Origin of the sequence: Mycolicibacter engbaekii (assembly GCF_002101585.1) — a bacterium.
Classification (GTDB): domain Bacteria; phylum Actinomycetota; class Actinomycetes; order Mycobacteriales; family Mycobacteriaceae; genus Mycobacterium; species Mycobacterium engbaekii.
In genome coordinates this window covers 1-18,669 of sequence record NZ_LQOT01000063.1, presented here as the reverse complement: position 1 = coordinate 18,669, position 18,669 = coordinate 1, and the positions used below count along the sequence as shown (strand labels likewise).

Sequence of the window (18,669 nt, the reverse complement as noted above, 5' to 3'; positions counted from 1 at the left end):
CGCGACTGAGGCCTTGGCAGCCATGAACGCTCCTCTATTCGAAAACCAGCCGGACTGAACCCAGCCCGGAAAACTCGGCGACGCAGTCGTCTCCGGCGTGTACGTCGATGGCCCGGGTGGCGGTGCCCGGCAGCACGATGTCGCCGGCCTTCAACCGCACTCCGAAACTCTCCACCTTGCGAGCGAGCCAGGCCACCGCGGTGACCGGGTTGCCCAGCACCGCATCACTGCGACCTTCGGCGACTACCTCGCCGTTCTTGATCAGGCTCGCATCGATGTTCTTGATATCGATGTCTCCGGGCTTGACCCGCTGCTTGCCCAGGACGAACCCGGCCGACGAGGCGTTGTCGGCGATGGTGTCGCAGAGTTTGATCTTCCAGTCCCGAATCCGGCTGTCGATCAACTCGATCGCCGGGGCGAACGCCTCGGTGGCGGCCAGCACATGCTCTTCGGTGCAGTCCGCCCCCGGCAGGTCTTCGGCCAGGATGAACGCCACCTCGACCTCGACCCGGGGGTAGAGGTAGTTCGACGCCTTGACCGGGGCGTCCTCGAAGACCTGCATCTCGTTGAGCAGGTGGCCGTAGTCCGGCTCGTCGACGCCCATCATCTGCTGCATCGCCGCACTGGACAGGCCGACTTTGTGCCCCACGACGCGTGCGCCTTCGGCGATCCGCTGCCGGATGTTGATCAGCTGGATCTCGTAGGCGTCGACGACGTCGATGCCGGGCTGCGCCGCCGTCAACGGAGCCATCGGTACCCGGCTGCGTTCGGCTTGCGCCAACTCGGCAGCGAGCTCCTCGCGGATCTGGGCGCTGAGCATAATGGTCCCCTCGGGTGGTGGTGCGCGGGTGAAACGGGCCGTTCAGCGGCAATTCTAGGACGTGTTCTAATTTTTCGTTCTGGCGGTCCGGGCGCGGCCAAAACCGGTGGTGAGCAGCCCACCGGCCCGGCGACTGCACAGAACTACGATTTGCCGGCGTAGTCGACGTGCCAGTGCTTGATGCCGTTGAGCCAGCCTGATCGCAGCCGCTGGGGGCGGTCCAGCGGGGTCAGGTCGGGCATGTTGTCGGCGATCGCGTCGAAGATCAGCCCGATGGTCATCCGCGCCAGGTGCGTGCCGATGCAGTAGTGCGCACCGGTGCCACCGAAGCCGACATGCGGGTTGGGTTCACGCAGGATGTTGAAGGTGTACGGGTCGTCGAACACGTCCTCGTCGAAGTTGGCCGAACGGTAGAACATCACCACTCGCTGGCCCTGCTCGATCAGCGTGCCGTTCAGGTTGTGGTCGCGGGTCGCGGTGCGCTGAAAAGCCGTCACCGGCGTTGCCCACCGCACCACCTCGTCGGCCGTGGTGGCCGGACGCTCGCTGATGAACAGCTCCCATTGGTCGGGATTTTCGGTGAACGCCATCATTCCCTGCGTGATCGAGTTGCGAGTGGTCTCGCTGCCGGCCACCGCGAGCAGAATGATGAAGTAACCCAGCTCGTCGTCATTGAGCTTCTCCCCGTCGAGATCGGCTTCCACCAGGGTGGTCACGATGTCGTGGCCCGGATTGCGGCGCTTGAGCTCGGCGAGTTCCAGGCCGTAGCCGATGATCTCCAGCGCTGATGTCGCCGGGTCGTAGTGCGCGAACTCCGGGTCGTCGTAGGAGGTCATCTGGTTGGTCCAGTCGAACAGCTTTCCGCGATCCGCCTGCGGCACTCCCATCAGGCCCGCGATGGCCTGCAGCGGCAATTCCGAAGCCACCTCCACCACGAAGTCGCCGCTGCCCCGGGCGAGCGCGTCCTTGGCGATCTGTTGCGCGCGCGCCCGCAGATCGTCGTGCAGCGGCAGGATGTGGCGCGGCGTGAAGCCGCGGGAGATGATCCGGCGCTGCCGCGTGTGTTTCGGCGCGTCCTGATTGAGCATCAGGATCCGCTGCGCGTCGAGTTGTTCACGGGTGGTCTCGTCGTGGAACCGGGGAATCGCCCCGTTCACCTCGCTGGAGAACACCTCGTCGAGCAGCGAGATCTCCTTGATGTCCTCGTGCCGGGTGATAGCCCAGTAACCACCGTCTTTGAAGCCGCCGCTCTTGTCATCCGGTTGCGCGATCCACTTGATCGGTTCGTTGCGCCGCAGTTCGGCGAACTCCGCGTCAGGTAGTCGCTCGGCGTAGATCTCCGGATCGGTGAGGTCGAATCCGGCGGGAAGGCGAGCGGCTGACGAGACGGCAGGGCTGGCCACGATGGCGACTCCTCACTGGTGAACCGGTGCCGACCACGATACTTTTTCGCCTGCCTCAAGCAGGGCTTTACCAGAGGAAAAGGGCACAAAGACCCAGCTGACGAGGCAGAACTGAAACACGTTCTACCCAGCGGCCGACTTCGCTCAACCGGCCCGGAACAGCGGTATTACCAGCAGGCTGGGGAGTCGTTTCCCTAGGGCCGACCGGGCAGTACGGCCAGCCAACTGGCGCCCGGGCGGGGCAGTTTTATAACGTGTTCTACATGGCCGAACAGGAGTACGACGTCGTCGTGGTCGGAAGCGGCGGCGCCGGTATGGTCGCCGCGCTGACTGCCGCCCACCACGGACTGTCCACCATCGTCATCGAGAAGGCTGCCCACTTCGGCGGCTCGACCGCCCGCTCCGGCGGTGGCGTGTGGATTCCCAACAACGAGGTGTTGCAGCGCGCGGGGGTCAAAGACGACCCGCAGGCGGCGCGCACCTACCTGCACACCATCATCGGCGACGTGGTGCCGGCCGAGAAGATCGACACCTACCTGCAGCGCGGGCCGGAGATGCTGTCGTTCGTGCTGAAGCACTCACCGCTGAAGATGTGCTGGGTTCCCGGCTACGCCGACTACTACCCCGAGCAGCCCGGCGGCAAGCCGACCGGCCGTTCCATCGAGCCCAAGCCGTTCAACGCCAAGAAACTGGGCGCCGACATGGCCGGCCTGGAACCGGCCTACGGCAAGGTGCCGCTGAACGTGGTTGTCATGCAGCAGGATTACGTTCGGCTCAACCAGCTCAAGCGCCACCCGCGCGGGATGCTGCGCAGCCTGAAAGTCGGCGCCCGCACCATGTGGGCGCAGGCCACCGGCAAGAACCTGGTCGGCATGGGCCGCGCCCTGATCGCGCCGCTGCGCATCGGCCTGCGCGAGGCCGGTGTCCCCGTCGAGCTCAACACCGCGCTGAGCGACCTGCATGTCGAGGACGGCGTGGTCCGGGGCGTTTACGTACGCGGGGCATCCGACCCCGAATCGGCCGAGCCGCGGTTGATCCGGGCCCGGCGCGGGGTGATCCTGGCCAGCGGGGGCTTCGAGCACAACGAACAGATGCGGGTCAAGTACCAGCGCGCTCCGATCACCACCGAGTGGACGGTGGGGGCAAAGGCCAACACCGGCGACGGCATTCTGGCCGGCGAGAAGCTCGGGGCCGCCCTGGACATCATGGAGGACTCCTGGTGGGGGCCGACGGTGCCGCTGCCCGGGGCGCCGTGGTTCGCGCTCTCGGAGCGCAACTCGCCCGGATCGATCATCGTGAACATGGCCGGCAAGCGGTTCATGAACGAGTCGATGCCCTACGTCGAGGCCTGCCACCACATGTACGGCGGCCAGTACGGTCAGGGCCCCGGACCCGGCGAGAACGTGCCGGCGTGGCTGGTCTTCGACCAGCGCTACCGCAACAACTACATCTTCGCCGGTCTGCAGCCGGGGCAGCGGATTCCCAAGAAGTGGCTGGAGTCGGGCGTGATTGTGTCCGCCGACACCCTCGAGGAGCTGGCAACCAAGACCGGCGTTCCGGCCGCCGCATTGACCGCGACCGTCGAGCGCTTCAACGAGTTCGCCCGCAACGGCGTGGACGAGGACTTCCATCGCGGCGAGAGCGCCTACGACCGCTACTACGGCGACCCGACCAACAAGCCGAACCCCAACCTGGGCCAGATCGCGCAGGGCCCGTTCTACGCCGCCAAGCTGGTGCCGGGAGACCTGGGCACCAAGGGCGGGATCCGCACCGACGTCAACGGCCGGGCACTGCGCGACGACGGCAGCGTCATCGCGGGGCTGTACGCGGCCGGCAACGTGAGCGCTCCGGTGATGGGCCACACCTATCCGGGGCCCGGCGGCACCATCGGCCCCGCCATGACATTCGGCTATCTGGCCGCTCTCGACATCGCTGGCGCGCAACCCGGAAAGGCTTGATATGGCGATCGATCTCGACGTCGCACTGGGAGCAGAGTTCGGTCAGGTCGAATTCTCCTGGACCGCAACCAATGTGCAGCTCTACAACCTGGCGCTGGGCGCTGGGTCGGACCCGATGGACCCGCGGGAGCTGAGCTACGTCGTCGACGGCAGCCCGCAGGTCCTGCCCACCTTCGGCTGTGTCGCCGCCTCCTTCAACGAAGTGGATCCGCCGAAGGTGAGCTGGCCCGGTGTCGAGATCGACCTGGCCAAGATTCTGCACGCCTCGGAGCGGGTCACCGTACCGGCGCCACTGCCGCCGTCCGGCAGTGCCCGCGCCATCAGCCGGATCTCCGACGTGTGGGACAAGGGCAAAGCCGCGGTGGTGGTGCTCGAGACCTCGGTCACCAGTACGGACGGCACTCCCCTGTGGACGCAGCACCGGTCGATCTTCGCCCGCGGCGAAGGCGGCTTCGGCGGCGAGCGGGGACCGTCGACGACGAGCGAACTGCCTGACCGCGCACCGGACTTCGAGATCGATATTCCGGTGGCGCCGCAACAGGCGCTGTTGTACCGACTCTGCGGCGACCGCAACCCGCTGCATTCGGACCCCGCTTTCGCCGCCGCGGCCGGTTTCGACCGCCCGATTCTGCACGGACTGTGCACCTACGGGATGACCTGCAAGGCAGCGGTCGACACCGCGCTGGGCGGTGACGCCGGAGCGGTCCGCTCCTTCGGCGCCCGGTTCGCCGGCGTGGTCTTCCCGGGCGAGACCCTGCTGGCCCGGCTCTGGAAGGACGACGACCGGCTGGTGGGCAGTGTCGTGGCACCCTCACGCGAGGACGCCGCCATCCTCAACGACGTGGAGCTGATCCCGGCTTAGCCTCCGCCGCTGCGCCCCCGCGCCGGCGCCCGCGCCCCCCGCGCACCTAATTGAAAATGACTTTCATCTTCGATATGGTGAGCGGCATGACCGCGCCGGTATGGATGGCATCTCCGCCAGAAGTACATTCGGCCGCACTGACCACCGGCCCCGGGCCGGGCCCCCTGCTGGCTGCCGCCAACGCATGGTCGTCGCTGAGCGCGGAGTACACCGCTGTCGCCGAGGCGCTGCGGGAGGTGCTCGGCGCCACCGCGGCGGCGGCATGGCAGGGACCGAGTGCCGAAAGCTATCGCGCCGCGCATCTGCCCTACCTGGCCTGGCTGGCGACCGCCAGCGCCGACAGCGCCGCGCACGCCGCCCAGCACGAAACGGCGGCCGCCGCATACGTCAGCGCGCTGGCGGCCATGCCGACGCTGGCCGAACTGGCCACCAATCACGCGGTCCACGGGGTGCTGGTCGCCACCAATTTCTTCGGCATCAACACCATTCCGATTGCGCTCAACGAGGCCGACTACGTTCGGATGTGGGTTCAGGCCGCCACCACGATGGCCGGCTATGAAGCGGTCGCCGGCGCAGCGCTCGCGTCCGCTCCGCAGCTCACCCCGGCACCGGCCGTCGTCCATCACGACGAGCACGGCCATGACGACCACGACGACCACGACCACGACCACGACCACGATCACGACCACGGCGATCACGACGACCACGGCGATCATGGCGATCACGACGACCACGACCACGACCACGGCGGCGGCGATCACGACCACGACCATGGCGGCGGCGGAACCCACGACGGCTCGCTGACCCCCGCCGACCTGCGATGGTGGACGGAATTCTTCGGCGAGCTCGGCCACTACGGCGAGATCCTGCTGAACGACCTGCTGACCAATCCCGGGGCGTTCATGGGCGACCTGTCGTGGATCATGGCGGATCTGACCTTTCACGCCGCCCAGATCGCCTCCACGCTGAATCAGTTCGCACCGGCGCTGCTTCAGCCGGCTCTGACGCTGGCGGTAGGCAACCTGGGCTGGGCCGCGGGCTTGGCCGGACTGGCCGGAGTCCAGCCCCCGCCGATCGCCGCTGTCCCCCTGGAACCGGTCACTCCGATGCTGCCGACCGCCGGCGCCACCACGCCCGCCCCGGCCCCTCCCGCGTCGGCGACCGCCGCACTGCCCCCGTCGGCGTCGGTGCCGGCAACCAGCGCTCCGCCCAGTTCGATGCCGCCGTCGTCACCGCCGCCCGCCGGTGGCCCGGCCTTCTTCCCGCCGTACGTGATCGGGCCTCCCGGCTCGGCCGGCTGGATGGCGTCCAAGGCCCGCACCCGCGGGGTGACCAAAGCGGTGACCCCGGAGCAGGCCGCCGAAGAGGCCGCGGTGGCCGCTGCCGCACGGGACCGGGCCCGCGGCCGGCGACGCCGCAGTGCCCGGGGGCACGCAGACGAGTTCATCCGGGTCTATGCCGACAGCACGCCGTCTCCCGACGCCGGCCGGGACACCTGCACGCGGCCCTCTGCTCGCAGTGCCGGCGGACTCGGATTCACCGGCGCTTACGCCGCGGCGAACACCTCCGCAGCCGGATTGACCACGCTGGGCGGGAGCAACTTCGCCGACAGCCCGACCATGCCGCTGCTGCCCGAGAGCTGGGGCGAGGGAAACTAACCCAGGATCAGGCCAGAGGTGGGAACGCCGGTCCCCGCGGTGACCAGTACGTGCTCGACGTTCTCGACCTGGTTGACCGAGGTTCCGCGCAGCTGGCGCACGCCCTCGGCGATGCCGTTCATGCCGTGCACATAGGCTTCGCCGAGCTGGCCCCCGTGCGTGTTGATCGGCAACCTGCCGCCGAGCTCGATGGCCCCGGCGGCGATGAAGTCCTTGGCCTCCCCCTTGCCGCAGAAGCCCAACTCCTCCAGCTGGATCAGGGTGTAGGGGGTGAAATGGTCGTAGAGCACGGCGGTCTGGATGTCGGCCGGTGTAAGTCCCGACTGCGCCCACAGTTGCCTGCCGACCAGGCCCATCTCGGGCAGCCCCAGCTCCTCGCGATAGTAGGAGTACATGGTGAATTGGTCAGCCCCTGCGCCCTGGGCTGCCGCCTCGATGACTGCGGGGCGGTGCTTGAGGTCGCGGGCCCGCTCCGGGGTGGTCACGACAATCGCCACCCCGCCGTCGGTCTCCTGGCAGCAGTCCAGCAGGCGCAACGGTTCGGCGATCCATCGCGAGTTCTGGTGATCCTCGATGGTGATCGGCTTACCGTAGAAGTGCGCCTTGGGGTTGGTGGCGGCATGTTTGCGGTCGGCCACCGAGACCACGCCGAAATCGGCGCTGGTGGCGCCGTATTCGTGCATGTAGCGCTGGGCGATCATCGCCACCGAGGCCGCCGGGGTGCTCAGCCCGTGCGGATAGGACCAGCTGTACTCCACACCGCGGGAATCGGCGTTGACCGTCAGGCCGGTCATCACCTGACCGAACCGGAACTCCGAACGCTCGTTGAAAGCCCGGTAGGCCACCACGACCTCGGCCACGCCGGTCGCCACCGCCAGCGCAGCCTGCTGCACGGTGGCCGCGGCGGCGCCGCCGCCGTAACCGATCTGGGAGAAGAACGTCAGATCGCCGATTCCGGTGGCGCGCGCAACGGCGGTCTCCAGGTTGGAGTCCATGGTGAAGGTCACCAGGCCGTCGACGTCGGCAGGCGCAAGGCCTGCATCGTCAAGGGCATCGAGCACCGCCTCAGCGGCCAGACGCAGTTCGCTGCGCCCGGACGCCTTGGAGAAGTCGGTCGCGCCGATGCCGGCGATAGCCGCCTTGCCGGACAACATCATGCCTCCCCGAGGGTGAGAGTGGCGGTAGCGATGACATGGTCGCCGAGACTGTTGTTTCCGACGACTTTGACCGTGACCACCCCGTCGTCCACGGCGGTCACCTCGCCGCTGAAGGTGACGGTGTCGTAGGCGTACCACGGCACGCCCAGCCGCAGCGCGATCGAGCGGATCACCGCGTTGGACCCGGCCCAGTCGGTGATGTAACGCTGAACCAGTCCGGTGTCGGTGAGGATGTTGACGAAGATGTCCTTGGATCCCTTGGCCTGCGCCTTGTCCCGGTCGTGGTGCACGTCCTGGTAGTCGCGGGTGGCGATAGCCGTGGAGACGATGAACGTGGGATCACCGTAGATCTTCAGCTCGGGCAGCTTGGTGCCCACATCGGCAGTCGGAGCGCTCACGCCTGGTCTCCTTCCACCGGCTCCCAGGCGTAGAGGCTCCACGCCGGACCGGCATCGCTGGCCGGGAAATCGAGATAGGTTGCGCGCACGGGCATTCCGATCCGAACCGTCGCGGGGTCGGCGCCGCGGAGCTCGCCGAGCATTCGCACGCCCTCCTCCAGCTCCACCAGTGCGATCACGAAGGGCAGGCTGCGGCCGGGAACTTTCGGAGCGTGGTGCACGACATAGCTGAACACCGTTCCCCTGCCGCTGGAAACGACGTAGTCGGTGGTCTCGGTCTTGTCCTTCCAGACTGCGGGCACCGGCGGATGCTGCAGACTGCCGTCCGGCCGCTGCTGAATACGCAGTTCGTGCGCGGCCACCCCGTCCCAGAAGTACTGGGAGTCCTTCGACCACGACGGGCGCATCATCTTGTCGGGATCGAGATCCTCCGGTACCGCCGCTGACGAGCCCGGGTTCTCCTTGTCGGCGGGCAGGAACTTCAGGATGCGCCAGATCATGTCGGCGACGTTCTCTTCGCCGACCCACCACCGGATCTTCTGAGTGATGAAGTAGCCCTCGCCCAAGCCGGTCTTCTTGGGACCCACGATGTCGGTCACCTCGGCGGTGACACTGACCTCTTCGCCGGGCCGCAGATAGCGGTGGTAGGTCTGCTCGCAGTTGGTCGCCACCACTCCGACGTAGCCGGCGCCGTCGAACAGGTCCATGACCTTGCCCAGCGGGTCGTCGGCGGGCCGCTGTCCCCCCAGGCCCATCATCGTCCACACCTGGATCATGGCCGGCGGTGCGACTATCCCCGGGTGTCCCGCCGCACGGGCGGCGTCCTCGTCGGTGTAGATCGGGTTGGTGTCACCGAGCGCGTCGACCCAGTGGCGGATCATGGGCTGGTTCACCGGATCCCGGCCGACCCGCGGCTTGCTCCGGCCCGACGCCAGTATCTGTTCGATCCCGGAGGAAAGGTCGCTCATCGGTCTCCTCGACTCATCGTGGCACCCGCGGGACCCTGAGGCCCGAGGCGGCGATCATCTCGCGCATCACCTCGTTGACCCCGCCGCCGAAGGTGATCACCAGGTTGCGCTTGGCCATCTTGTCCAGCCAGTTGAGTACCTGGGCGGTCTCCGGGTCCGCCGGGTTGCCGAACCTGCCGACGATCTCCTCGGCCAGGCGGCTCACTTCCTGGATCCGCTCGGTGGAGAAGACCTTGGTGGCGGCGGCGTCCGCAACGGCGATGGTCTCGCCGGACGCGGCGACCTGCCAGTTGAGCAGCTCATTGATCCGCCAGATCGACTTGATCTGCCCCAGCAGGCGCTTCACGTCGTCGTGCTCGATCGGGGTGACGCCGTCGGAACCCGGCTTGGACGCCCAGGCGTGGACCTGGTCGTAGATGCCGGCCACGCGGCCGGCCGGACCGAGACCGACCCGCTCGTGGTTGAGCTGAGTGGTGATCAGCTTCCAGCCGCCGTTCTCCTCACCGACCAGCATGTCGGCCGGGACCCGCACGTCGTTGTAGTAAGAGGCGTTGGTGTGATGCGCCCCGTCGGACAGAATGATCGGGGTCCAGGAGTAGCCCGGGTCCTTGGTGTCGACGATGAGGATCGAGATGCCCTTGTGTTTGGCTGCGCTCGGATCGGTTCGGCATGCCAGCCAGATGTAGTCGGCATCGTGGGCACCGGTGGTCCACATCTTCTGCCCGTTGACGATGTACTCGTCACCGTGCCTGACCGCAGTCGTGCGCAGCGAGGCCAGATCGGTCCCGGCATCGGGCTCGGAATAGCCGATGGCGAAATGCACGTCACCGGAGAGGATTCCGGGCAGAAACTTCTTCTTCTGCTCTTCGGTTCCGAGCGCCTGCAGGGTGGGTCCGACGGTCTGCAAGGTGACCATCGGCAGTGGGATGTCGGCCCGGTTGGCCTCGTTGATGAAGATCTGCTGCTCGACGGGGCCGAACCCCAGACCGCCGTACTCCTTGGGCCAGCCGACCCCCAACTTGCCGTCGCTGCCCATCCGCTTGATCACGGCGCGATAGGCCTCGTTGTGCCGATCGGACTCCATCGCTTGCGCCTCTTCAGGCGTGATGAGAGTCGAAAAGTACTCCCGGAGTTCGGCTTGCAGCGCCCGCTGCTCGGGCGTGAGGTCGATGAACATTACGCTCCCACCAAGTCGAGGCGGTGGCTCGGACCACCCAACAGCCGAGTCACGTCTTTGATCGAGGAGTAGTAGCGGTCCATGGGATAGGTGATGTCCATACCCATACCGCCGTGCAGGTGGTGGCAGAGACGCATCGCCGGCGGGGCCTGCGAGGTCAGCCAATAACCCAGAATGTTCAGGTCTTCGTCGGCGTCGAGGCCCTCGGCCAGCCGCCACACCGTGGAGACGGCCAACAAATCGATTGTCCGAGAGGCGATGTAGACCTCGGAGAGTTGTGCCGCCACCGTCTGGAACGTCGACAGCGGGCGACCGAACTGCTCGCGGGTCGCGACGTAGTCGGCCGTCAGCCGCAGTGCCCCGGCGACCAGTCCCGCCGCGAACGCACCCGTGGCCGCCAGCACCAATTGGTTGAGGCGACGCGCCCCGGCGCCCTCGAGGACGTCGGCCTGCCCCACCGCTACGTCGGTGAAGGTCACCACGTATTCGTCGGATCCATTCGACGTCGGCGTCTTGGTCAGCGTGACACCGGCAGTGTCAGGAGAGACCACCACCACGCCCTGATCGCAGGAGACGATCAGCCATGCTGCCGTCTCGGCGTACGGCACACCGGTTTTGATGCCGTTGAGCTTTCCGTCGGCGTAGCTGGTCTTGGGGTGCTCCGGCAGCTGTTGTCCGGGCTCGTTCAGCGCAGCCGAAAGCACCGCGCCGGTGGGGACTTCGGCCAGATACCGGTCCTGCTGAGCTTCCGACGCCAGATCCAGCAGGGGTATCAGGCCCAGCCCCAGGGTTGCCAGCGCGGGACCGACGGTGCCGTGCCGGCCGATCTCGGTCAGAGCGGTGGACAGCTCTGCAAGCCCCAGGCCGTCGCCGCCCAGTCGCTCCGGCACCCCCAGCGCCGCCACGCCGCCGGAGACGAGCGCTTCCCAGGTGTTCTCTCGGTCGAGCACCGACGTCACCACATCGGCGACAGCCTGCTGCTCGGGGTTCGGTGTGAAATCCACCCGAATCCTCCTTGATTCGTCTACGCCGTCAGTCTGCTCAGTGCGCGACCGGGCACTTACCCGTGTAGTCGACCTGCCAGTGCTTGATGCCGTTGAGCCAGCCCGACTTCAGCCGCTCCGGCTCGCCGATCGGCTGCAGGTCGGGCATGTGGTCGGCGACCGCGTTGAAGATCAGGTTGATGGTCAGGCGGGCCAGGTTGGCGCCGATGCAGTAGTGCGCCCCGGTGCCGCCGAAACCGACGTGCGGGTTGGGGTCGCGAAGGATGTTGAAGGTGAACGGGTCGTCGAAGACCTCTTCGTCGAAGTTGGCCGAACGGTAGGACATCACGACGCGCTCGCCGGCCTTGATCTTGACGCCGGAGATCTCGGTGTCGACGCTCGCCGTCCGCTGGAATGCCGAAACCGGTGTGGCCCAACGGATGATCTCGTCCACGGCGGTCTGCGGCCGCTCCCGCTTGAACAGCTCCCATTGGTCGGGGTTCTGCGAGAACGCGATCATGCCGTGGGTGATCGAGTTGCGGCTGGTCTCGTTGCCGGCCACCGCCAGCATGATGACGAAGAAGCCGAACTCGTCGTCGCTGAGCTTCTCGCCGTCGATGTCGGCCTCGATCAGCTTGGTGACGATGTCGTCGGTGGGGTTCTTGCCGCGCTCCTCGGCCATCTTCATGGCGTAGCTGATGACCTCGAACGACGACATCGCCGGGTCGACGTCGGCATACTCCGGGTCCTCACCGGCGGTCATCTCGTTGGACCAGCGGAACAACTTGTCCCGGTCGTCCTGGGGCACACCAAGCAGTTCGGCGATGGCCTGCAGCGGCAGTTCGCACGACACCTGCTCGACGAAGTCACCGGTGTTGGCCGCCGCGGCGGTCTGAGCGATCTTCTGCGCGCGCGCCTTCAGTTCGTCCTCAAGCCGCGACAGAGCGCGCGGGGTGAAGCCCCGGGAAATGATCTTGCGCAGCCGGGTGTGGTGCGGCGCGTCCATGTTCAGCAGGACCGCGCGCTGCAGGTCGACCGCCTCACGAGTCATCTCCTGCGGCCAGACCGGGATGGCGCCGTTCATGGCGCTGGAGAAGACGTCGCTGCGCAGCGAGACGTCCTTGACGTCCTTGTGCTTGGTCACCAGCCAGTAACCCTTGTCGCCGAAACCTCCAGTTCCCCCGGGAACGTCGACCCAACGCACCGGTTCAGACTTACGCAGCTCAGCGAGCTCTTTGACCGGTAGTCCCTTCAGGCTCATCTCGGAGTCGAGGAAGTCGAAGTCGCTGGGGATGGCGGGGCAGCCCATGTGCCTACTCCTAGGGTTCGGTGGGTAACGGTGTGGGTTCGACAACGTTTGAACGATGAAGCGCCGAACAACGCCGTCTAGTGCCTCATTCCGACCATTGAAACACGGCCCGACCGCAGATCAAAGGCGGTGGCGCATCCTCGCTTGTCAGACTAATGAAACGTGTTCTAGCCTGGCCGCATGGGTAATCCTGTCATCGTCGAAGCCACCCGCAGCCCTATCGGTAAACGTAATGGCTGGTTGTCCGGCCTGCACGCCACCGAACTGCTCGGGGCGGTGCAGAAGGCACTGGTCACCAAGGCCGGGATTGACGCGGGCAGCGTCGAGCAGGTCATCGGCGGCTGTGTCACCCAGTTCGGCGAGCAGGGCAATAACGTCACCCGGCAGTCCTGGCTGGTGGCCGGGCTGCCCGAGCATGTCGGCGCCACCAGCATCGACTGCCAGTGCGGCAGCGCGCAGCAGGCCAACCACCTGATCGCCGGTCTTATCGCCACCGGCGCCATCGACATCGGCATTGCCTGCGGCGTCGAGGCGATGAGCCGCGTGCCGCTGGGCGCGAACGGCGGCGGCGCCCGCGCGGCGTCCTGGGACATCGACCTGCCCAACCAGTTCGAGGCCGCCGAGCGGATCGCCAAGCGCCGGGGTATCACCCGTGCCGACGTCGACGCCCTGGGGCTGCGGTCGCAGCAGCTGGCCAAGCAGGCCTGGGCCGAGGGACGGTTCGACCGCGAGATCTCCGCGATCGAGGCCCCGGTGATCGATGAGAACAAGCAGCCGACCGACCAGTTGAACTTCGTCAGCCGCGACCAGGGTCTGCGCGACACCACGGCCGAGGGCCTTGCGGCACTCAACCCGGTCATGGAGGGCGGTATCCACACCGCGGGTACCTCGTCGCAGATCTCCGACGGCGCCGCCGCGGTGCTGTGGATGGACGAAGACAAGGCCAAGGCCCTGGGCTTCAAGCCACGGGCCCGGATCATCAGTCAGGCCAACGTCGGCTCCGAGACGTACTACCACCTCGACGGTCCGGTGCAGTCCACCGCGAAGGTGCTGGAGAAGGCCGGCATGAAGATCGGCGACATCGACCTGGTCGAGATCAACGAGGCTTTCGCCTCGGTCGTCCTGTCCTGGGCTGCGGTGCACAAGCCGGACATGGACCGCGTCAACGTCAACGGCGGGGCCATCGCCCTGGGCCACCCGGTGGGCTCGACCGGCGCCCGGTTGATCACCACGGCACTGCACGAGCTCGAGCGCTCGGACAAGTCGACCGCGCTGATCACGATGTGCGCCGGCGGGGCGCTGTCCACCGGCACCATCATCGAGCGCATCTAGTGGTTCCGGTTCCCGAGAGCGAGCGCATCGCCGCGGCGCAGGCCTACATCGACGCGCTGGTCAGCCATGACGCCACTGCGGTCCGGTTCAGCCCGGACTGTGTTCGCATCGAGGTCGGCATCAAGACCGGATTCTCGGGAAACCACCTGCGCCGCAGCCTCAACCGCGGTCCGCAATTCCGATTGATCTCGGCGGCGACGCTGCCGAAGTACAGCATCGACGGCGACGACGTGCGGGCGGTCTACGACATCATCACCAAACCGTCGCTGCTGGGGGCCCGGGTGTGCTCCCATGTCGACGAGGTTTTCCGGATTCCCGCCGAAAGCCCCGACGGCACTGCTGTCATCCACCACATCCGCGCGGGGATTCGTCCGTTCATCCACCGTTAGAGTGAACCCGTGAGCAACGGAGACATACCCGAGAAGCCGAAGGCGCTCGATTCGCCGGCCACTGGGAAATTCATCAAGTGGATGTCTCGCGCCAACACGTGGGCCTACAAGGCGACCGGTGGCCGGGTCGGCCGAAAGTGGCGGCTGGGATCCAAGCGTTTCGGTGACGTTCCCGAGGTGGGCATCCTCACCACGACGGGTCGCAAGTCCGGCCAGTTGCGGGAGTCCCCGCTGTTGTTTCTGCGGGAAGGCGACCGGGTGATCCTGGTGGCGTCCCAGGGCGGACGCGCCAACAACCCGCAGTGGTACTTCAATCTCAAAGCCAACCCGCAGGTGAGCTTCCGCATCCGTAACGAGGTGCTGTCGCTGCGTGCCCGCGAGGCCAGCGATGCCGAGCGGGCCGAGTACTGGCCCAAGCTCGACGCGATGTACCCCGACTTCGCCAATTACCGGGCCTGGACCGATCGGGAGATCCCGATCGTCATCTGCGAGCCCTGACGAGGCGTCGCCGCAGGCTCCCGCATGTGAGCCCTCAAGCGCCCATGGTCGGTGGCCGCGTTGTCACTGTTGACCGCTCGTCATGTTGATCGTGAGCGGTACTGATCAGTGGGGGCACTGTCCCCGTTTGCGAGGGCGCGGCCCTTGCCGATCGGCACATCTGCGGCGAGGCCGTTCGACGATCTGCGCACCAGGTTCCATGCCCACGTAGCCGCCCACCGCGCGAAGGCCGGGAGGCCCCACACGCCATGCGTGCGGGGCCTCCCGGTACTGCTTCTCTGTCGAGAGTCGCCCGTCCTCGATCAGTAGTTCGCGCCGTACGCGCCCTGGTGGCCCATACTGCCGCCCTTGCCCGTGCCGCCGTCGGAACCGTCCTGGCCGTTCGGCCCGCCGATACCACCGGAGCCACCCTGACCACCGATCGTTCCGGCGGCGCCACCCTGACCACCGGGACCGCCCTTGCCGCCGTCCGGGTGTTCTTCGGTGCCCTGGCCGCCGGTACCGCCGGTACCGCCGCCGCCGCCCGTCCCGGCGCCACCGCCGTTGCCGCCGTTACCGCCGGCGCCGGTGTTGCCGTTGGCTGCGGTGCCACCGTTTCCACCATTACCGCCGTCGCCGCCGATACCGCCGCCGCCGCCGGGGCCGCCCTGGTAGCCGGTGCCGCCACCGGCTTCACCGGTCTCACCACTTTGGCCCGGGCCGCCACGGCCGCCGGAACCGCCGACACCGCCGTGACCGCCGGCACCGCCGTCGCCCGAGTTCCAGCCGCCCAGGCCGCCGTCGCCGCCGTCACCACCGACACCGCCGATTCCACCGGTGTAGCCCGGGCCGCCCCTATCCGGCGAGGTACCGCCGGTAACGCCCTGGCCACCGGCGCCGCCGTTGCCGCCCTTACCGCCGTTACCGTCGGGTCCGGCGTTGCCGCCCTTACCGCCGTTGCCGCCGGCTTGACCGGTCTGGTGCTCACCGTTGCCGCCGTTGCCGCCGTTGCCGCCGTTACCGGTGTCGAGCGCCTCAGCGCCCTGCTGGCCGTCAGCAGCCTGACCACCAGCACCGCTGCCGCCCTGACCGCCGGCCCCTGCGGCACCGCGCTCACCGCCGTCACCACCGGCACCACCGGCGCCCGCAATCGGGTTCAGGCCACCGCCGGCACCGGCACCGCCGTCACCGCCGTTGCCCGCGGCACCGGCCGCACCACCGTCGCCACCGACACCGCCGACACCCTGGCCACCGGCACTGCCGTTGGTCGCCGAACCACCGGCGCCACCGTCGCCACCGGCGCCACCCTTGCCGCCGTCGCCACCATTGCCGCCGTGGTCACCAGCCGAACCATTGCCGCCACTGCCGGCCACCGCGTTGTCACCAGCCGAACCGTTGGTCCCGGAGCCACCGGCACCGCCGACGCCACCCGCGCCACCAGCACCACCGACACCGCCATCACCCGACAGTGAGCCGCCCTTACCGCCGGCACCACCGGCGCCACCAGCACCGGCGTCACCACCAGCAGTGCCGTTACCGGAACCATCGGTGATACCCGCAGCACCATCAGCACCGGCACCACCGGCGCCACCTGAACCACCGTTACCGATCGTTCCGGCGTTGCCGCCCTTACCGCCGTCGCCGCCGGCCTGACCAAAGCCCTCGCCGTCGCCGCCGGCGCCGCCGTTACCGCCGTTGCCGGTGCCGACTGCCTCAGCACCCTGCTGGCCATCAGCAGCCTGACCACCAGCACCGCTACCGCCCTGGCCGCCGGCACCACCGGAACCGCGCTCACCGCCGTCACCGCCGGCACCACCGGCACCCGCAGTCGGGTTGGCCCCGCCGCCGGCACCGGCACCACCGTCGCCACCGTTGCCCGCGGCACCGGCAGCACCACCGTCGCCACCGACACCGCCGACACCCTGGCCACCAGCACTGCCATTGGTCGCCGAGCCACCGGCACCACCGGCGCCACCCTTGCCGCCGTCACCACCGTTGCCGCCATTGCCGCCGTGGTCACCAGCCGAACCGCTGCCGCCGCTGCCGGCCACCGCGTCGTCACCAGCCGAACCGTTGGTCCCAGAGCCACCCGCACCGCCGACACCGCCGGCGCCACCAGCACCACCGACACCGCCATCACCCGACAGTGAGCCGCCCTTACCGCCGGCGCCGCCGGCGCCACCAGCGCCCGCGTCACCACCAGCAGTGCCGTTACCGGAACCATCGGTGATACCCGCAGCACCATCAGCACCGGCACCACCGGCGCCACCAGCGCCACCGTCACCGACGGTTCCGGCGTTGCCGCCCTTACCGCCGTCGCCGCCGGCCTGACCAAAGCCCTCGCCGTCGCCGCCGGCGCCGCCGTTACCGCCGTTGCCGGTACCGGCTGCCTCAGCACCCTGCTGGCCGTCAGCAGCCTGACCACCAGCACCGCTACCGCCCTGGCCGCCGGCACCACCGGAACCGCGCTCACCGCCGTTACCGCCGGCACCACCGGCACCCGCAGTCGGGTTGGCCCCGCCGCCGGCACCGGCACCACCAGTACCACCGTTGCCCGCGGCACCGGCAGCACCACCGTCGCCACCGACACCGCCGACACCCTGACCACCAGCACTGCCATTGGTCGCCGAACCACCGACACCACCGACGCCACCGGCGCCACCCTTGCCGCCGTCGCCACCATTGCCGCCGTCGCCACCAGCCGAACCGCTGCCGCCGCTGCCGGCCACCGCGTCGTCACCAGTAGAACCCTCGATCCCGGAGCCACCGGCACCGCCGACGCCACCCGCGCCACCAGCACCACCGATACCACCATCACCCGACAGTGAGCCGCCCTTACCGCCGGCACCACCGGCGCCACCAGCACCGGCGTCACCACCAGCAGTGCCGTTACCGGAACCATCGGTGACACCGGCAGCACCCGAGGCACCCGTACCACCGGCGCCACCGGCGCCACCGGCGCCGACGGTTCCGGCGTTGCCGCCCTTACCGCCGTCGCCGCCGGCCTGCCCAAAGCCCTCGCCGTTGCCGCCGTTGCCACCCGTTCCGCCGTTTCCGGTGCCGGCTGCCTCAGCACCCTGCTGGCCGTCAGCAGCCTGACCGCCAGCACCGCTACCGCCCTGGCCGCCGGCACCACCGGTACCGCGCTCACCGCCGTTACCGCCGGCACCACCGGCACCCGCAGTCGGGTTGGCCCCGCCGCCGGCACCGTCACCGCCAGTACCGCCGTTGCCCGCGGCACCGGCAGCACCACCGTCGCCACCGACACCGCCGACACCCTGACCACCAGCACTGCCATTGGTCGCCGAACCACCGGCACCACCGACGCCACCGGCGCCGCCCTTGCCGCCGTCGCCACCATTGCCGCCGTCGCCACCAGCCGAACCATTGCCGCCGCTGCCGGCCACCGCGTCGTGACCAGCGGAACCCTCGATCCCGGAGCCACCGGCACCGCCGACACCGCCGGCGCCACCAGCACCACCGACGCCACCATCACCCGACAGTGAGCCGCCCTTACCGCCGGCACCACCAGCGCCACCAGCACCGGCGTCACCACCAGCAGTGCCGTTACCGGAACCATCGGTGATACCCGCAGCACCCGAGGCACCCGTACCGCCGGCGCCGCCAGCGCCACCGTTGCCGATAGCGCTGCCGTTACCACCGGCACCACCGTCACCACCGTTGGTGCCAGACGCCGCCAACGGGTCAGCGGCCGCGTCGTAGCCGGCACCACCGGCACCACCATTGCCCTGCGGACCATAGGCAGCAGAGTCGTCGC

The 18,669-nt window shown here is 68.3% G+C and carries 15 protein-coding genes; 6 read left to right on the top strand and 9 right to left on the bottom strand.

Features of this window, described 5'->3' with window-relative positions:
• Window positions 1-34 precede the first annotated feature (34 nt).
• Both AWC02_RS16450 and AWC02_RS16445 read right to left on the bottom strand, forming a co-directional pair.
• Window positions 35-820, bottom strand: coding sequence for a 2-keto-4-pentenoate hydratase (locus AWC02_RS16450; RefSeq protein WP_085129785.1), 786 nt, complete (start codon window positions 818-820; stop codon window positions 35-37).
• A 143-nt stretch (window positions 821-963) separates the two neighbouring features.
• Window positions 964-2,223, bottom strand: a complete 1,260-nt coding sequence (locus AWC02_RS16445; RefSeq protein WP_085129784.1) for a cytochrome P450 — start codon at window positions 2,221-2,223, stop codon at window positions 964-966.
• 263 nt (window positions 2,224-2,486) lie between these two features.
• Between AWC02_RS16445 and kstD the strand changes: the two genes are divergently transcribed.
• The 3 genes from kstD (at window position 2,487) to AWC02_RS16430 (ending at window position 6,701) form a co-directional block, all read left to right on the top strand.
• Entirely contained in the window at window positions 2,487-4,181 is a 1,695-nt protein-coding gene (gene kstD / locus AWC02_RS16440) for a 3-oxosteroid 1-dehydrogenase (protein WP_085129788.1), read from the top strand.
• A 1-nt stretch (window position 4,182) separates the two neighbouring features.
• Entirely contained in the window at window positions 4,183-5,043 is an 861-nt protein-coding gene (locus tag AWC02_RS16435) for a MaoC/PaaZ C-terminal domain-containing protein (RefSeq protein WP_085129783.1), read from the top strand.
• 86 nt (window positions 5,044-5,129) lie between these two features.
• The gene (locus tag AWC02_RS16430) at window positions 5,130-6,701 is read left to right on the top strand and encodes a PPE domain-containing protein (protein ID WP_085129787.1); all 1,572 of its coding nucleotides are present in this window, start codon (window positions 5,130-5,132) and stop codon (window positions 6,699-6,701) included.
• Here the strand turns inward: AWC02_RS16430 and AWC02_RS16425 are convergent.
• Genes AWC02_RS16425 through AWC02_RS16400 form a run of 6 tightly spaced genes read right to left on the bottom strand, consistent with a single transcriptional unit; the run spans window position 6,698 to window position 12,693 of the window.
• A complete protein-coding gene (locus AWC02_RS16425) occupies window positions 6,698-7,855 on the bottom strand; it encodes a lipid-transfer protein (protein WP_085129786.1) in 1,158 nt (385 codons plus the stop codon). The two genes, AWC02_RS16430 and AWC02_RS16425, sit on opposite strands and share 4 nt — an antisense overlap.
• On the bottom strand, window positions 7,855-8,256 hold the full coding sequence (locus AWC02_RS16420) for a MaoC family dehydratase (protein ID WP_085129782.1): 402 nt from the start codon (window positions 8,254-8,256) through the stop codon (window positions 7,855-7,857). The genes AWC02_RS16425 and AWC02_RS16420 overlap by 1 nt, the downstream gene beginning before the upstream one ends.
• On the bottom strand, window positions 8,253-9,224 hold the full coding sequence (locus AWC02_RS16415) for a bifunctional MaoC family dehydratase N-terminal/OB-fold nucleic acid binding domain-containing protein (protein ID WP_085129781.1): 972 nt from the start codon (window positions 9,222-9,224) through the stop codon (window positions 8,253-8,255). The genes AWC02_RS16420 and AWC02_RS16415 overlap by 4 nt, the downstream gene beginning before the upstream one ends.
• A 13-nt stretch (window positions 9,225-9,237) precedes the next feature.
• Window positions 9,238-10,401 carry an acyl-CoA dehydrogenase FadE29 gene (gene fadE29, locus AWC02_RS16410; protein ID WP_085129780.1) on the bottom strand — a complete coding sequence of 388 codons (1,164 nt, stop codon included), beginning with the start codon at window positions 10,399-10,401 and terminating at the stop codon, window positions 9,238-9,240.
• A complete protein-coding gene (locus AWC02_RS16405) occupies window positions 10,401-11,405 on the bottom strand; it encodes an acyl-CoA dehydrogenase family protein (protein WP_085129779.1) in 1,005 nt (334 codons plus the stop codon). Before AWC02_RS16405 ends, fadE29 begins: the two co-directional genes overlap by 1 nt.
• A gap of 37 nt (window positions 11,406-11,442) precedes the next feature.
• Window positions 11,443-12,693 (bottom strand): cytochrome P450, encoded by a 1,251-nt coding sequence (locus AWC02_RS16400; protein WP_085129778.1) that lies wholly within the window; start codon window positions 12,691-12,693, stop codon window positions 11,443-11,445.
• Between the two features lie 180 nt (window positions 12,694-12,873).
• On the opposite strand from AWC02_RS16400, the gene AWC02_RS16395 reads away from it, so the two are divergent.
• The 3 genes from AWC02_RS16395 to AWC02_RS16385 are packed head-to-tail and all read left to right on the top strand — an operon-like array spanning window position 12,874 to window position 14,912.
• Window positions 12,874-14,025 (top strand): steroid 3-ketoacyl-CoA thiolase, encoded by a 1,152-nt coding sequence (locus AWC02_RS16395; RefSeq protein WP_085129777.1) that lies wholly within the window; start codon window positions 12,874-12,876, stop codon window positions 14,023-14,025.
• Entirely contained in the window at window positions 14,025-14,414 is a 390-nt protein-coding gene (locus AWC02_RS16390; RefSeq protein ID WP_085129776.1) for a DUF8021 domain-containing protein, read from the top strand. The genes AWC02_RS16395 and AWC02_RS16390 overlap by 1 nt, the downstream gene beginning before the upstream one ends.
• A 9-nt stretch (window positions 14,415-14,423) precedes the next feature.
• Window positions 14,424-14,912, top strand: a complete 489-nt coding sequence (locus AWC02_RS16385) for a nitroreductase family deazaflavin-dependent oxidoreductase (RefSeq protein ID WP_085129775.1) — start codon at window positions 14,424-14,426, stop codon at window positions 14,910-14,912.
• 302 nt (window positions 14,913-15,214) lie between these two features.
• Here the strand turns inward: AWC02_RS16385 and AWC02_RS22920 are convergent.
• A partial coding sequence (locus tag AWC02_RS22920; RefSeq protein WP_165757923.1) for a PE family protein occupies window positions 15,215-18,669 on the bottom strand: 3,455 nt, incomplete at its 5' end.

Bases quoted from the DNA above. Each gene is read 5' to 3' on its own strand.
- kstD (WP_085129788.1), top strand. From the start codon at position 2,487: ATGGCCGAACAGGAGTACGACGTCGTCGTGGTCGGAAGCGGCGGCGCC.
- AWC02_RS16400 (WP_085129778.1), bottom strand. From the start codon at position 12,693: ATGGGCTGCCCCGCCATCCCCAGCGACTTCGACTTCCTCGACTCCGAG.
- AWC02_RS16415 (WP_085129781.1), bottom strand. From the start codon at position 9,224: ATGAGCGACCTTTCCTCCGGGATCGAACAGATACTGGCGTCGGGCCGG.
- AWC02_RS16430 (WP_085129787.1), top strand. From the start codon at position 5,130: ATGACCGCGCCGGTATGGATGGCATCTCCGCCAGAAGTACATTCGGCC.
- AWC02_RS16425 (WP_085129786.1), bottom strand. From the start codon at position 7,855: ATGTTGTCCGGCAAGGCGGCTATCGCCGGCATCGGCGCGACCGACTTC.
- AWC02_RS16435 (WP_085129783.1), top strand. From the start codon at position 4,183: ATGGCGATCGATCTCGACGTCGCACTGGGAGCAGAGTTCGGTCAGGTC.
- fadE29 (WP_085129780.1), bottom strand. From the start codon at position 10,401: ATGTTCATCGACCTCACGCCCGAGCAGCGGGCGCTGCAAGCCGAACTC.
- AWC02_RS16450 (WP_085129785.1), bottom strand. From the start codon at position 820: ATGCTCAGCGCCCAGATCCGCGAGGAGCTCGCTGCCGAGTTGGCGCAA.
- AWC02_RS16395 (WP_085129777.1), top strand. From the start codon at position 12,874: ATGGGTAATCCTGTCATCGTCGAAGCCACCCGCAGCCCTATCGGTAAA.